This is a genomic window from Ruminococcus sp. NK3A76, assembly GCF_000686125.1.
In the GTDB taxonomy this organism is placed as follows: Bacteria; Bacillota; Clostridia; order Oscillospirales; family Ruminococcaceae; genus NK3A76.
This window is the reverse complement of record NZ_JMMA01000002.1, coordinates 1,014,989-1,028,115: the sequence shown is the minus strand read 5'-3', so window position 1 is coordinate 1,028,115 and position 13,127 is coordinate 1,014,989. Positions and strand designations below refer to the sequence as shown.

16 protein-coding genes and 1 pseudogene are annotated in these 13,127 nt (G+C 41.9%); 9 read left to right on the top strand and 8 right to left on the bottom strand.

The window, feature by feature from the left end; all coding sequences use genetic code 11:
* Positions 1-4: 4 nt before the first annotated feature.
* Together CD05_RS0104755 and CD05_RS0104750 are read right to left on the bottom strand one after the other, a co-directional pair.
* On the bottom strand, positions 5-238 hold the full coding sequence (locus CD05_RS0104755) for a phosphopantetheine-binding protein (RefSeq protein WP_028509523.1): 234 nt from the start codon (positions 236-238) through the stop codon (positions 5-7).
* 200 nt (positions 239-438) lie between these two features.
* Positions 439-1,941, bottom strand: coding sequence for an amino acid adenylation domain-containing protein (locus CD05_RS0104750; protein ID WP_028509522.1), 1,503 nt, complete (start codon positions 1,939-1,941; stop codon positions 439-441).
* 468 nt (positions 1,942-2,409) lie between these two features.
* Between CD05_RS0104750 and CD05_RS21060 the strand changes: the two genes are divergently transcribed.
* The gene (locus CD05_RS21060) at positions 2,410-2,610 is read left to right on the top strand and encodes an alpha/beta-type small acid-soluble spore protein (protein ID WP_084262104.1); all 201 of its coding nucleotides are present in this window, start codon (positions 2,410-2,412) and stop codon (positions 2,608-2,610) included.
* Between the two features lie 476 nt (positions 2,611-3,086).
* On the opposite strand, the pseudogene CD05_RS21055 reads toward CD05_RS21060, so the two are convergent.
* The 3 genes and pseudogenes from CD05_RS21055 to CD05_RS0104735 form a co-directional block, all read right to left on the bottom strand.
* Positions 3,087-4,193, bottom strand: a pseudogene (locus CD05_RS21055) (recombinase family protein); the annotation flags it as partial.
* A 163-nt stretch (positions 4,194-4,356) separates the two neighbouring features.
* The gene (locus CD05_RS20535; protein ID WP_156947314.1) at positions 4,357-4,500 is read right to left on the bottom strand and encodes a hypothetical protein; all 144 of its coding nucleotides are present in this window, start codon (positions 4,498-4,500) and stop codon (positions 4,357-4,359) included.
* Between the two features lie 54 nt (positions 4,501-4,554).
* Positions 4,555-4,776 (bottom strand): hypothetical protein, encoded by a 222-nt coding sequence (locus tag CD05_RS0104735; RefSeq protein WP_028509521.1) that lies wholly within the window; start codon positions 4,774-4,776, stop codon positions 4,555-4,557.
* A 534-nt stretch (positions 4,777-5,310) separates the two neighbouring features.
* On the opposite strand from CD05_RS0104735, the gene CD05_RS0104730 reads away from it, so the two are divergent.
* Positions 5,311-5,763, top strand: a complete 453-nt coding sequence (locus tag CD05_RS0104730) for a hypothetical protein (RefSeq protein ID WP_028509520.1) — start codon at positions 5,311-5,313, stop codon at positions 5,761-5,763.
* 366 nt (positions 5,764-6,129) lie between these two features.
* On the opposite strand, the gene CD05_RS0104725 is transcribed toward CD05_RS0104730, so the two are convergent.
* The gene (locus CD05_RS0104725) at positions 6,130-6,342 is read right to left on the bottom strand and encodes a hypothetical protein (RefSeq protein ID WP_028509519.1); all 213 of its coding nucleotides are present in this window, start codon (positions 6,340-6,342) and stop codon (positions 6,130-6,132) included.
* Positions 6,343-6,533: 191 nt separating this feature from the next.
* Positions 6,534-6,884, bottom strand: coding sequence for a hypothetical protein (locus CD05_RS17525; RefSeq protein ID WP_242841231.1), 351 nt, complete (start codon positions 6,882-6,884; stop codon positions 6,534-6,536).
* 259 nt (positions 6,885-7,143) lie between these two features.
* On the opposite strand from CD05_RS17525, the gene CD05_RS0104715 reads away from it, so the two are divergent.
* The 5 genes from CD05_RS0104715 to CD05_RS0104695 all read left to right on the top strand — a co-directional run bounded on the left by CD05_RS0104715 (position 7,144) and on the right by CD05_RS0104695 (position 11,768).
* Entirely contained in the window at positions 7,144-7,350 is a 207-nt protein-coding gene (locus tag CD05_RS0104715) for a hypothetical protein (RefSeq protein ID WP_028509518.1), read from the top strand.
* 206 nt (positions 7,351-7,556) lie between these two features.
* Entirely contained in the window at positions 7,557-9,128 is a 1,572-nt protein-coding gene (locus tag CD05_RS0104710) for a class I SAM-dependent DNA methyltransferase (protein ID WP_028509517.1), read from the top strand.
* Positions 9,112-10,185, top strand: coding sequence for a restriction endonuclease subunit S (locus CD05_RS0104705; RefSeq protein ID WP_028509516.1), 1,074 nt, complete (start codon positions 9,112-9,114; stop codon positions 10,183-10,185). Before CD05_RS0104710 ends, CD05_RS0104705 begins: the two co-directional genes overlap by 17 nt.
* Before the next feature lie 65 nt (positions 10,186-10,250).
* A complete protein-coding gene (xerA, locus tag CD05_RS0104700) occupies positions 10,251-11,243 on the top strand; it encodes a site-specific tyrosine recombinase/integron integrase (RefSeq protein WP_028509515.1) in 993 nt (330 codons plus the stop codon).
* Positions 11,244-11,252: 9 nt separating this feature from the next.
* On the top strand, positions 11,253-11,768 hold the full coding sequence (locus CD05_RS0104695; protein WP_028509514.1) for a restriction endonuclease subunit S: 516 nt from the start codon (positions 11,253-11,255) through the stop codon (positions 11,766-11,768).
* Here CD05_RS0104695 and CD05_RS0104690 read toward each other — a convergent pair.
* Positions 11,757-12,380, bottom strand: coding sequence for a restriction endonuclease subunit S (locus CD05_RS0104690; protein ID WP_084262103.1), 624 nt, complete (start codon positions 12,378-12,380; stop codon positions 11,757-11,759). The two genes, CD05_RS0104695 and CD05_RS0104690, sit on opposite strands and share 12 nt — an antisense overlap.
* A gap of 59 nt (positions 12,381-12,439) precedes the next feature.
* Here CD05_RS0104690 and CD05_RS0104685 point away from each other — a divergent pair, with 59 nt between their 5' ends.
* A complete protein-coding gene (locus tag CD05_RS0104685; protein ID WP_028509512.1) occupies positions 12,440-12,952 on the top strand; it encodes a hypothetical protein in 513 nt (170 codons plus the stop codon).
* A gap of 2 nt (positions 12,953-12,954) precedes the next feature.
* Entirely contained in the window at positions 12,955-13,095 is a 141-nt protein-coding gene (locus CD05_RS20830) for a hypothetical protein (RefSeq protein WP_198021569.1), read from the top strand.
* Positions 13,096-13,127: the final 32 nt, after the last annotated feature.

Genomic DNA, 13,127 nt, shown 5'->3' with positions numbered 1-13,127 from the left:
AATATCAATCCTCGTCCTGGAGCTTTTCGATAAGCGCCATCATGCCCTCGATGCTGTTGAAGTTATCAGGCACAAGGTTGCCTACCTGTATCTCGATATCGAACTCATCATTAAGAGAGCCGACGAGCGACACGATATCAAAGCTGTCGAGCACGCCGTCTGTTATAAGCTGCTTCTCCGACTCAAAGTCAACATCAGGGCGAAGCTCCTCGAGTATTTCCATAAGCTGTTCTTTCATTTTGTTTTCCTCCTTAAAATTCCTTTTTGATTTGTATTCATTTCACATAAGAAGCACCGAACATCAATGCATATTTGATAAAAGGCCGAATGGCCATAAGTCCGCCGAAGGGAAATGTTTTGCATAGCAAAACTTTCTTCTTATCGGCTTTGCCGATAAGATACGACACCTTAACTGTTAACTGTTAACTGTTAACTGAATTAATAGTATTCTTTGAGGCTCTGCATATCAATCTTGCCGTTTGCAAGGTGCGGCATAGCTTCAAGCTGCACGAACTTTCTCGGCACCATAAAGCCCGGGAGAACGCCTCTTAAGCTTCCTGCAAGCTCCTTGACTGTCGCATCACCTGTGTAGAAAAGGTAGATAAGCTCCTTTTCTTTCCAGTACATCGAGCAGCAGTCAGACACGGTATCGAGCTTCAAAGCTGCCGCCTCTATCTCGCTGAGCTCGACACGGTGGCCGAGGTGCTTTATCTGCCTGTCCTTTCTGCCGTTAAAGAGCAGCACGCCGTCCTCACGCATAGTGCCGTAGTCGCCCGTCTTGAAGATGCGCTCACAGAACGCCTTGTTGAGAGGGTTCTGCACAAAGGTCCCGGCTGTGAGCTCGGGTGCGTTATAGTAACCAAGTGCGACAGCAGGGCCGCTGACGCATATCTCACCCATCTCGCCCTGCGGAGTGGGTGTGTTGTCCTCGGAAAGCAGGAACACACGGTAATTGCTGTAGGGCTTGCCTATCGGTAGCGTGTCTTCATCGTTTACCTTCTCAGTCACCTCATAGCAGGTGCAGGAAGCTGTACACTCGGTAGGACCATACTGATTGACGAACTTAGCATCGTGAAGGTTCTCCTGCCATACTCTGAGCACAGAGCAGGGCATTACTGAGCCTGAGAAGCATATCTTCTTTAGATACTCAGGCCTGCCGCCCTCGAATGCGCCGACCTTCACAGCGATAGTGAACACCGAAACGCTCCAGCCGACAGCAGTTATCCTCTGCTCGTTAAGCGTTTTGAAAAGCTCAGCCGGCATCACAAAGCACTGCTTGGGGATAATATATGTAGATGCACCTGTGAACACAGGCAGGTAGATATCTCTTATCGCTGCGATATAATCAAGCGGCGACTGGTTGCCGAGCACGTCTGTTTCATCTATTCCCATTACGTCACGGTAAGCGTTTATATAGCTGCAAAGTGACAGTGTGCTCGTGATAACGCCTTTGGGAACGCCTGTCGAGCCGGAGGTGAATATCACATAGAGCGGGTCATCAACGCAGGCGGTCTTATGCCTGTCTGCAAGCGCCTGCTCGTTTACCTCAGTCTCAAAAAGTTCCTCGGCTATGAGCACCTCGCCCTTAAAGCCCATCGACTTTGCACGCTCGGCGTTTTCTCTGTCGGCTATAAGCAGCTTCGGGTCAAGCACACCGAGGATACCCTCAAGGCGCTTTTGCGGCTGAGTAGAATCCATAGGCGCATAGAAGCACCCGGCATAAGCTATTCCCAAAAAGACTGCCGGCGTGAGCGAGCAGCGGCTGCTCATGACAGCAACAGGGCTCCTCCCTTCGGTAAGCGGTATAAGCGCCGAAGCAAGGCTCTTTGCCTTATCCCTCACCTGCGAGAATGTGAGCGAGCCGTTCTCATCAGAGAACATTCTCTTATCGGGGTATTTCAAAGCTGTTTTTTCAAGCTGTTTTATCACATCAGTTATCATTTTACCGACCGCTTTCCTCGAATTATACAAAATTTCACATACACAGATATTATATCACAGCACAAGCGAAAAGTCAACAATTTTTACACATTATAGGCGTTATCACAACACTAAAGCAGAACGCAGATACATTTATATCACAAATCTGCTGAATGTATAAAGAAAATGCTTTATCATAAAGGCAACACCGCTGGGCCATTGTACGTCAGACACGCAGTCAAATTTTTCGTCAGATTGGCTAAATTTACCGCAGGAATACTAACGTATTTCAAGGTAAATTTGGGTAATATGACGGAAAATTTGCAAGTGGATGGCGTGCAAAGGTATCCGCCGGTGGTTGTGCGGTGTTGCCTAAAATGCATTTATCATCAAACTGTCCAAAAATTCCCACACATACAAAGGAAGATGCTGCGCAAAATATAATCGCAAGCCCGTTAAGATACAATTTCAAACAAAGGAGACTTAAAAATGAAAGGTTTAACAACACAGCAGGGCAGAGATACTCTTAACAGATTCAAGATGGAAGCAGCCAACGAAGTAGGCGTAAACCTCAAGCAGGGCTACAACGGCGACCTCACATCCCGTGAGGCAGGCTCTATCGGCGGCCAGATGGTCAATATGATGTGTCCACAACGACAGCCGTATCTTCCGCTGCCGTGTCTAACATAGGAAAAGTCCGTAGAATGCGAGGTTTTGAGCTTTATTTCAAGCTTCATCGTCGTATCGTTTACAGGTATAACGTCTATATGGTCGATGATCGTTTTTGCAAGCTCATCGACCTGTTCTTTTGTCATATCACCCTCGGGGCAGTACATCGTTTTGAAGTACTGTTCTATTTTTTTAAGCTCCATTGCATAGTCTTGCTTATCTGCTGCCGACTGCTTAAGTGTTCTGATATCCTCTTCAAGCTGTTCGATCAGAACGTTTTGATTATCGTTTCGTTTTTTGAATTCCGCACGGGTTATAATATCCTCGGTGTAAAGGTCAAGCAGCTTTTCACGCTTAGTTCTTTCTTTTTCAAGCCTTGCCTGAAGCTCACCGAGCTGTGCTGCGGTATTGTTTTCAAAGGCTGTTTCGTCATACACCTTAAGGAAGTCGCTGACATATTCTTCAATATTTCCCGCCACGTTCTTAAATTGCTCGGAGAGCATTTTGTAAAGATCGCTTTCCATTATCGAGAATGACGAGCAGCTATGTGATCCGTTGCGCCTTTTCTCGGAGCATATCCATTGATAAACGGGCTTTCCCTTTGTGGAGGAGTTAGAGTAGCTTGTCCGCCAATATGGAACATCGTGTGCCTTGCACCATATTTTTCCTGTGAACACGCTCTTATCCTTGAACGAGCGTGTTCGGCTTTTGATTGCAGTGCTGCGCTCCTTGAAGATCTCGTTGCACTTATCCCAAAGCTCCTCACTAACTATCGCAGGAACTACCTCGCCGCTTTCGTCCTTGTAAGTTATCCATTCGCTCTCGGGAAGAAAGCGCTGCTCTCTTGTGCGGTAGTCGATTATCTTGACCTTATTGCCGCAGTACCAGCCCTTGTATTTTGGGTTTTGGATTATGCCGTTTATCGTGTTGTGATGTATCCTTGTACCCTCACGCCCACGGTAGCCGAGCTCGTAAAGCTCCCTTTCAAGCTTTCGTGAGCTGTAATCGCCCGTTGCATAAAGCTCAAAGATCATTCTTACCATTTTGGCTTCCTCTTCATTGATGACGAGCTTGCAGTCATTTTTATCATAGCCGAAAATGCGGCTGTTGCCCAAGACATTTCCGCTTTCGATAGCACGCTTATGACCCCAGCGCACACGCTCGGAAAGCTTCCTTACCTCATCTGCTGCGATAGATGACATTATGGTAAGCCTAAGCTCCGAGTCGGTGTCGATAGTGTTTATATTATCGTTTTGGAAAAACACACCGACACCTGCTCTTAAAAGCTCCCTTGTATAGGTAAGGCTGTCGATAGTGTTTCTTGCAAAACGGCTGACTTCCTTTGTTATTACGAGGTCAAAAACACCTGCCTTGCCGTCGGCTATCATTCTCATAAAGTTAGTTCTGTTTTCGGCAGACTCGCCCCTTATCCTGTCAACATAGCCCTCAACATACGTCCAGTGGCGGTTGCTTTTTATATACTCGGTAAAGAAGTTTATCTGATTGTCGATAGAGTTTTCCTGCTCCTCACGGGTGGTGGAAACTCGGGCGTAAAAGGTAACACGAATATCCAGGTCAAAAATATTTTTCCCTTCCGTTTTCATTTTGTTGGCTGCGCTGTATATATCCATTATTATCTCCTTTTTTATTAAACTAATTATGATTCCATACCGATTATAATTATTATAGCATAGAGTCTGCTTTGCTGTCAAGCTTGAAGCACTAAAAATCAAGGACCGCTGCCTTAAAGCAGCAGTCCTGTCGGGATCATGATGAAAGCTTCTGTATGTGGGCGATCATCATATTGCATCTTTTCAGGTCGATCATGCCCTCGTTATAGAGAATGCGAGCCCACGCTTCGAGGGTAGCTTTCTTTAGGGCAAGCTCGGCGGTTTTGTTGGTTTTTGTCATGGTGGCTGCCTCCGTTTTATTTTGAGTATTGGCCAAAATGTATTGGTCTATTCCCTAAATTGATATTAATTGCTCGATAGAAAGCGAGTATTCGTCGATAAAGCTCTCAAGCTGATTCAAGGTTATATTTCCGGCTGTTTTGTCGTATGTATAGAGCGTCCTCGGCATTACGCCGAGGGTTTTGGCGAGGTTCTCATTGCTTACCTCATTAAGACGTTGGAAAAATCTGATACGGCACCAGATAAGGCGAGAAAGTGAGGTTGGTGTGTATGACATATGAATGCTCCTTTCTGTTCATATTACTCGTTAAATTCGATTGAATCTGCAATATTGCGGGTTGTTATTTCATTATAGAGCATAGTGATTATATATGCTCTTACATTTGTAACATCTACAGCATGGTCATTAAGATTAGTGAGGATATGCTGGATATTGTCGTTATTGAGCTTAAGAAATTGAGCTCTGACAACATCGGTTGGAGTATTGGAGCCGTTAACACGAATGAACTCTCTTGTTGAGCATATAGAGAACTTATAAATATAGGCGCTTCAAAGTCAGATATATATAAAGAGATTTTACATATAGACGCTGCCAAAGATAAAATCTTTAGTTATAGCACGATGAAGAATTATATACGTTTTGTTAGGGATTTTGCGAATTTCGTATATATACAGACGGGTACAAGCAGGGTTTCTATATCTGACAGCATTAAATATATACAACCATATATTAACTCGCTTATAACCAAAGGCGACTCACCGAACACTATAAACTTAAAGCTTGCGGCTGTATGTAAGGCAACGGGTGAATATGTGGTCGATTATACGCACCCTATACGGCGATATTCTGAATAAATATATGCGTCAGGCAATTGCCGACGGTAGGGAAACTGTGCTTTCAAAAGAGCAAATGAACCACGATGCTGACCTTCATCACGCAAGGGCGCTTTGTGCAATTGATGAATATAACAGGATCTTAGCGGATATAAAGGCAAATCCTGAACGCAGGGAATATTATAAGGATTATATAAAAGCTATATTTAAGAAATATAATAAACCGCTGTTGGAGGATTTGGATAAGCCATATTTTCTTCGTGGTGCGGGTAAAAAACTTTGTATATCTCAAGCGTTTTGCTTTATCTTTAGGGATAAATGTTTTGAATTTATCCGTTTTATAATCTCTAATTTGTATCAATCGTATGTTATCAGGCGTTTGTTTATATTCAAATGTTGCTTTTGGAGGCTGATTACCACCTATAAATGATACAAACGATTGCAATCTTAGAAAAACCCACCCGTTAGGCAGCTCAAACGGTATCTCATCTTCAATACACTTTACCGTGCCGTCGGAGAACTTCTCATAATGCAAATTATGAAAATAATGATGCTCCATTAGCCAAAAGTCTAATGACACACTCCCTTTCCGTTACGCTGATGTTCAGATCGGCATTATGGCGTGCAACGAAATAACTGCCTGAATAGCAGACAAAGACCTGAGATTTGCTCATACAAGCATTTCTCAGGTCTTTTCTTTTCAGGCAATTAGTTAAGTTCGGACGGCTCTGAAGCACGTTTCCGTTCGTCTGAGGACATAACAAAAGGCTCTACATTTCTGCAAAGCCTTTTTTGATTATTCGTCCTCATCACTGCACTCGTCAAGTCCGTGTAATAGCTGAATATAAACGCACTCCGCTCGGACATGTTCCTCGCCCTCGGCGGTCATCATGAGTTCAAGGAAATATGCCTTTGCTTGTTCGTAGTCCGTCCAGACCTCACGCCTGCCGTTGCATACGGTCGTGACCTTGTTTGTTCTCGGCATTGCCAATTCGGGAATTGCTAACATATCTTGCACCTCCAAAAAGTATTGTAAGTTTATTATAGCCTATTCCGTTTTCGGAGTCCAGCTCTGCGAAATAATTGTAATAATTCTTGTTCAGGGCGCAGCAATAAAAGCATTTTCCTTGGTGCATTTTTTCCCTTATTTTCTCACGTCCTCGTGAGCCTTGTCGACTATCGCTCTGAACGTCTGCGGTGTCACAGCAAGCGTTCCAACTTTGATTGGTACTCTGCAAGCCTTGCCGAAATTTCTTCAACTCCCTGCTGTATTTCCTGCATATCTTCGGGATAAATATTCCCCGTCTGATTGACCTGAATTGCTATGGAATTTATGCGGTCGGCAATCTCTTTGAATCTTGCCTTTTCGGGTGCAAGCTCTTCGTCCGTGATCTCGATTATGGGAGTGGCAAGAATCGAATTGTAAATATACTCCGACATTGAGCGCAGACCACTCTCCTCCCTGTATTGTTTCAGCTTGGCAAACTCCCTGTCATTCAAGCGGAATTTCAGCACCTTTGACTTCCGTTCCTCGTCTGATTTTACGTTCATAGACAAACCTCCAAAATCTTAGTATTCGCCCATTTTCATTATCAATTATATCACTTTTTCTTTTATTTTTCAAGCGGGGTCTTAGGGGTGCAAAAACCTCTGACAAGCTCCTGTATTCAGGGTGGTCATTTTTCAAAATGTACCCCATGAATACCGTGCTTATTAGGTATTTCTTATGGAGACCTCAGCCCAAACAGCTACCTTTGATATAACACTAATAGAAGGACTATATCGTAATCGAATAATGGAGGTAAATCATATGTTATCTATACCTGAATTGGCAATGCCAAAATCAAATACAGTCACTACGGTCTATAACGGCATACGTGAAGTCTGGACGGACTACGAACAGGCTAAAGCGTATTACCTTGAACTCATGATGACCACCGATGGCGAGGAACGTGACCGTGCGGAGTGTGTTTATATTCAACTTCTACATGGTCTTGATGAGTGTTCTGATGAATAAAAAGAGCTGAATCATATACAACAATACAAAAGCCGTACTCTCAGTTTTTGAGGAGTTCGGCTTTTGTAGTTTATCGAATGATAATATGGTCTAATTTAGTAGAAAGATATAAAAATATGTAGTTTCCCCATTGAAAAACATTGCGGAATGTGGTATAATATATAAGATAATACCCTGAAACATTTGAGGGGCATGGAGGTCATAACATGGCAAAAGCTGCTAAACCGAAAAAAGTTGTTTCAATGGAAGAAGCTTTATGGAAATCTGCGGACAAGCTCCGTGGCTCTGTTGAGCCTGCTGAGTATAAGCACGTTGTTCTGAGCTTGTTCTTCCTGAAATTCGCAAGTGATAAATTTGAAGCTCAGCGTAAAATGATCGTTGAGAAATATGGGGATAAATTTGTAGACAATATTGCTTTCTATACGAAAGACAATGTTTTCTATCTTCCTGCCGAGAGCCGCTGGAGCTTTATCATGGAAAATGCAAAGCAGGATGATATTGCACTGAAAATAGATACCGCGCTCTTTACGATAGAGAAAACAAATCCTGCACTGAAAGGCGCACTCCCTGATAACTACTATTCTCGTTTACATATAGATACAAGCAAACTCGCATCGCTGCTTGATGAGATTGATAAGATCAATACCGATGATTCCGAGAATGATATTATCGGGCGTATCTATGAGTATTTTCTCGGCAAGTTTGCTCTCGCAGAAGGTAAAGGCAAGGGCGAATTCTATACTCCGAAATGTATCGTTAATCTTATTGCCGAGCTGATAGAGCCGTATGACGGCATACTGTATGACCCTTGTTGTGGTTCAGGCGGTATGTTCGTACAGTCAATAAAATTCGTTGAAGCCCACAGCGGCAACAAAAAGAAAGTATCTATCTACGGTCAGGAGTATACCAACACTACATTCAAGCTTGCTAAGATGAACCTCGCCATCCGTGGTATTTCTGCTAACCTGGGCGAAATGGCTGCGAATACCTTTACTAACGATCAGCACAAAGATCTGAAAGCAGATTACATCATGGCAAATCCTCCATTCAATCAGAAGGAATGGAGAGCTGAGAACGAGCTTGTCGATGATCCCCGTTGGAATGGATATGAAGTACCGCCTACCAGCAATGCAAACTATGGCTGGATCCTGAATATCGTATCAAAGCTGTCTCAGAATGGTGTTGCTGGTTTCCTGCTTGCCAATGGTGCTTTATCTGATGACGGCACGGAGCTGAAAATCAGAAAGCAGCTCATTGACAACAACCTTGTTGAAGCTATTATTATTCTGCCGAGAAGCTTGTTCTATACGACGGATATAAGCGTTACGCTCTGGATACTGAATAAAAACAAGAAAGCCCGTGATGTTGAAAAAAACGGCGAGACTATTCATTATCGTGACCGTGAGCGTGAAATACTGTTTATGGATCTGCGTCAGATGGGCAGTCCGTTTGAAAAGAAATATGTGGAGCTGACCGAGGAAGACAGAGCCAAAGTCACAGCTACATATCATGCTTGGCAGCAGACAGGCTATGAAGAAAACTATCAGGATATTCCTGAGTTTTGCTACAGTGCTTCTTACGATGAAGTTGCTGAAAAGGGCTTCACTCTTGTACCGAGCCGATATATCGAGTTCGTAAACCGTGATGAAAACATAGATTTCGATACTAAGATGAAAGGCTTACAGGCAGAACTGAAAGAGCTGTTGATCGAAGAAGAAAAGTCTAAGGCTGATCTGCTGGATGTGTTTAAGGAGTTGGGGTATGAAATCAAGTTATGATATTTTAGGAAATCATATCCGTCTTGTAGATTATCGCAATCGTGATCTTGTAAGTGATAAGGTGCTGGGAATAAATATTGATAAGTTTTTTATGCCTTCTGTTGCTAATGTTATCGGAACAGATTTGAGCAAATATAAGCTTATCAGCAAAGGCTTGTTCGCTTGTAATCCTATGCACGTCGGACGTGATGAGCGCCTTCCGGTAGCTTTGTATACTGATGATACTCCTGCAATCGTATCTCCTGCATATTTTATGTTCGAGGTAGTTGATAATACGAAGCTCAACGAAGAATTTCTTATGATGTGGTTTCGCCGACCTGAGTTTGACAGAATATGTTGGCTTAAAACAGACGGCAGCGTCAGAGGTGGTATAACATGGAACGATATATGCCGTATAGAATTGCCCGTACCGCCATTGGATGAACAGTTAAGAATAGTTTCAAGCTATAAAGCAATTACCGACAGAATTACACTGAAACAGCGGATAAATGATAATTTAGAAGCAACTGCACAATCACTGTACCAAGAAGTGTTTGTTGATAGGGCAGATAACAATTCATGGAAACAAGGAACAGTTGGCGATGTATTACAACTTCAAAGGGGACATGATCTCCCAAGAGCTGAAATGCTTGGAGGAGAATATCCGGTTGCAGGTTCAACAGGAACAATAGGTTATCATAATCAATATACAGCGAAAGCACCAGTAATTGTAATGGGGCGAAGCGGAAATATAGGAAATCCAAGATTATACCTTTGTGATTGTTGGACACACAATACATCCCTATATGTTAAGCAGATTTTTAATGCTGAGTGCATTTGGATATTCTATTTGCTCAAAAATCTAAACTATGATGGTTTTGTTGGAGGAAGTGCTGTACCCACACTAAATCGGAACGATGTCCATGCCTATCCTATTGCTGTCCCACCTCTTGAATTGCAGCAATCTTTCGCCAAAAAAATTATGAAACTCATCGTATTTATGGAAAAGAACAACACTGAGATTGAACAACTGCAAAAGATGCAAGAATTTATCCTTATGACGATTTCAAGCCGCTAAATTATCATTTAGCACCGATCTATGCTATAATTATAGAAATATACCATAGATCGGAGCGAGTAATGATGAAGGAAACGATAATACGGGAGATATTACATGATGTTGCAGGGCTTCTTGATAGCAGGCAGTTGGACGAGCTGCGTTCTGTGCTTGAAACAAGGCTGAAAAGCGTGGATATGACAGAAAGCGCAGATACCTCTGAAAAGAATAGGCAGGAGAACAGCCATTTTCTTGAAATGTTTATCTCAGCAAAACGTGTTGAGGGCTGTTCCGAAAATACATTGAAATACTATCAGACAACGATAGAGAGACTATTATCCACTACAAGCAAATGGATAAAAGAAATCACGACCGATGATCTTCGGCTGTATCTTGCGAAATACCAACAGCAGAACAACGCAAGCAAGGTGACAGTTGACAATGTTCGCCGTATATTGTCGAGCTTCTTTTCATGGCTTGAGGATGAGGACTATATCGTAAAAAGCCCTGTCCGCAGGATACATAAAGTTAAAACTGCAAAAGTCGTAAAGGATACACTGACCGATGAAAACCTGGAAGTGCTGCGAGATACTTGTGATAATATTCGTGATCTTTCTATTATTGAGATGCTCACCTCCACGGGTGTCCGTGTGGGAGAGCTTGTAAAACTGAACAAAGCAGACATCAACTTTACAGAACGCTCCTGCATTGTCCTCGGTAAAGGTAATAAGGAGCGAGAGGTCTATTTTGATGCAAGGACAAAACTGCATTTGCAGGAATACCTTAAACAGCGGACAGACAGCGATCCTGCCTTGTTCGTGTCAAAGAATGCTCCGCACACACGGCTCACTATCGGAGCGATACAGCGGATAGTCCGCACACTGGGGAAACAGGCTGAAATCACAAAGGTGCATCCGCATAAGTTCCGCAGAACATTGGCAACAAGAGCTATTGACAAAGGAATGCCGATTGAACAGGTTCAGCGGCTCCTCGGTCATCAGAAAATAGAAACAACTATGCATTATGCTATGGTTAATCAGAGCAATGTCAAGATTGCTCACCGCAAATATATTGGTTGAGGTGATTATATGGAATACAAGGTTTTAGGAGATTATATAAATCCTGTTGACCTTAGAAATAGAGAATTAGGGATAACCAATCTTCTCGGTGTAAGCATTGAAAAACGTTTTATCCCGTCTATTGCGAACATTGTCGGAACCGACCTGTCAAATTATAAGGTCGTGAAGAACGGACAATTCGCATACGGTCCGGTTACTTCAAGAAACGGTGAGAAGATTTCTATTGCTTTACTTAACGGAGAAGATTGTATTATCTCAAGTTCGTACACTGTTTTTGAGGTGACACGCAAAGATGAACTTGAGCCTGAATATCTGATGTTATGGTTCAGCCGACCCGAATTTGACAGATATGCAAGATACCGTTCTCATGGTAGTGTAAGAGAAATTTTCGGGTGGGATGAGATGTGCGCTGTTGAACTGCCTATTCCTGATATAGAAAAACAGCGTAAGATCGTTAAGGCTTATAAGACTATTACCGATAGAATAGCATTGAAACAGCGGATAAATGATAATTTAGCGGCTTAATTCTGAGAGTAAGACGGATTGTAGAGCTTTAAGATTAGATATCTCATTGCCATTCTGTGATATAATGTTTTCAATTCGCCTGAAATCTGCATTGATTTTTTCAAGAACGCTTTCAGAGTTTGGAATATTAAGTGATATTTTCTGTAAATCTTTAATCGGTAATTGCGGCTGTGCCGATCCTGAGCGATATTGTTCTATAGCTGACTTCATATAAGAGCTTTTTAGTAGCGCATATAGGTAGTAAGACTTGATTTTATCGGATTTACTGCGTATTATAAGCATTCCAGAGTTTATTCTTACATTCTCATAAGGAATATGGTTGTTGTAGAACGCTACATTTCCAAGAGTTCCACGAGATGTTAGTACAATATCGAACCTTTCCAAATGTCCTTTGTTCATTAGTTCATCTTTTTCTTTTGTTATAAACATACAGTCACTAAAATCGAATCCAATACCAGTGACATTTGAAGCGTTTAAGAATAAACAATATCCTTCTTTTGCAAATTCATCATAGGTCGGATAGTTTTTTCCTCTATCGCCATCGATAAATTCAACTATATCTCCGAGAGATATTAATGAAGTATCTTCTGTTGAGGTCGTTTTCTTTAACATTACTTGCTCAGTTTCAGCTAAATTATCATTTGATTACTCAAAATAGTCGGAGGTGTATAATGAGTAAATCATCTTTTATTCAAGAAAGATATTGGTCTTCATTGACAGATAAGAAATTTGCTTTGTATTATATCGATGCTCATTTCGCAAAGTCGATACAGATAAATAGAACAATAAAAATCATCATGGCAATAGCATCATGTTCTTCCATTGCTGCCTGGGCTATATGGAAACAACTTGCTTTTGTATGGGGCGTTATTATAGCAATTTCCCAAGTAGTCGGAGTTATAAACGAGTATTTACCTTACCAAAAAAGAATTGAAGATATTTCAAGCCTTAAATCTGAATGGTCAGTAATTTTCTTGTCAATGGAAAAAGAGTGGCTTAATGTTTCAAACGGAAATATGACGGAAGGCGAAATAAATGATCTATTATTTCAATTTGAAAAAGAATGGAATGAAGCTGATGATAAATATTTCCAAGAGGATTCACTGCCGCAAAATAAAAAATGCTACGATTATGCTGAAGATAAAATGATGCTATACTTTGAACGTCAATATGGAGGAAAATAAATATGCCTGATGTGAATAACAATAATAGTTCATCTAATGCCAGAAAAGAGCCAAGTAGTACATATTCAAGAGGTTCTAATATACCTACGCCGAAGAAAAAGCCGCCAATGCCACCAGTAAAATCGCCAAAGAAGAATAAGTAAACAAAAAGTGTTAATCACAATGAAAAGAGGTG

Bases quoted from the DNA above. Each gene is read 5' to 3' on its own strand.
- CD05_RS21060 (WP_084262104.1), top strand. From the start codon at position 2,410: ATGAAAGGTTTAACAACACAGCAGGGCAGAGATACTCTTAACAGATTC.
- CD05_RS0104695 (WP_028509514.1), top strand. From the start codon at position 11,253: ATGGAATACAAGGTTTTAGGAGATTATATAAATCCTGTTGACCTTAGA.
- CD05_RS17525 (WP_242841231.1), bottom strand. From the start codon at position 6,884: ATGAACGTAAAATCAGACGAGGAACGGAAGTCAAAGGTGCTGAAATTC.
- CD05_RS0104735 (WP_028509521.1), bottom strand. From the start codon at position 4,776: ATGTCATACACACCAACCTCACTTTCTCGCCTTATCTGGTGCCGTATC.
- xerA (WP_028509515.1), top strand. From the start codon at position 10,251: ATGAAGGAAACGATAATACGGGAGATATTACATGATGTTGCAGGGCTT.
- CD05_RS0104715 (WP_028509518.1), top strand. From the start codon at position 7,144: ATGTTATCTATACCTGAATTGGCAATGCCAAAATCAAATACAGTCACT.
- CD05_RS20535 (WP_156947314.1), bottom strand. From the start codon at position 4,500: ATGACAAAAACCAACAAAACCGCCGAGCTTGCCCTAAAGAAAGCTACC.
- CD05_RS0104685 (WP_028509512.1), top strand. From the start codon at position 12,440: ATGAGTAAATCATCTTTTATTCAAGAAAGATATTGGTCTTCATTGACA.
- CD05_RS0104705 (WP_028509516.1), top strand. From the start codon at position 9,112: ATGAAATCAAGTTATGATATTTTAGGAAATCATATCCGTCTTGTAGAT.
- CD05_RS20830 (WP_198021569.1), top strand. From the start codon at position 12,955: ATGCCTGATGTGAATAACAATAATAGTTCATCTAATGCCAGAAAAGAG.
- CD05_RS0104725 (WP_028509519.1), bottom strand. From the start codon at position 6,342: ATGTTAGCAATTCCCGAATTGGCAATGCCGAGAACAAACAAGGTCACG.
- CD05_RS0104755 (WP_028509523.1), bottom strand. From the start codon at position 238: ATGAAAGAACAGCTTATGGAAATACTCGAGGAGCTTCGCCCTGATGTT.
- CD05_RS0104710 (WP_028509517.1), top strand. From the start codon at position 7,557: ATGGCAAAAGCTGCTAAACCGAAAAAAGTTGTTTCAATGGAAGAAGCT.
- CD05_RS0104750 (WP_028509522.1), bottom strand. From the start codon at position 1,941: ATGATAACTGATGTGATAAAACAGCTTGAAAAAACAGCTTTGAAATAC.
- CD05_RS0104690 (WP_084262103.1), bottom strand. From the start codon at position 12,380: ATGTTAAAGAAAACGACCTCAACAGAAGATACTTCATTAATATCTCTC.
- CD05_RS0104730 (WP_028509520.1), top strand. From the start codon at position 5,311: ATGTGGTCGATTATACGCACCCTATACGGCGATATTCTGAATAAATAT.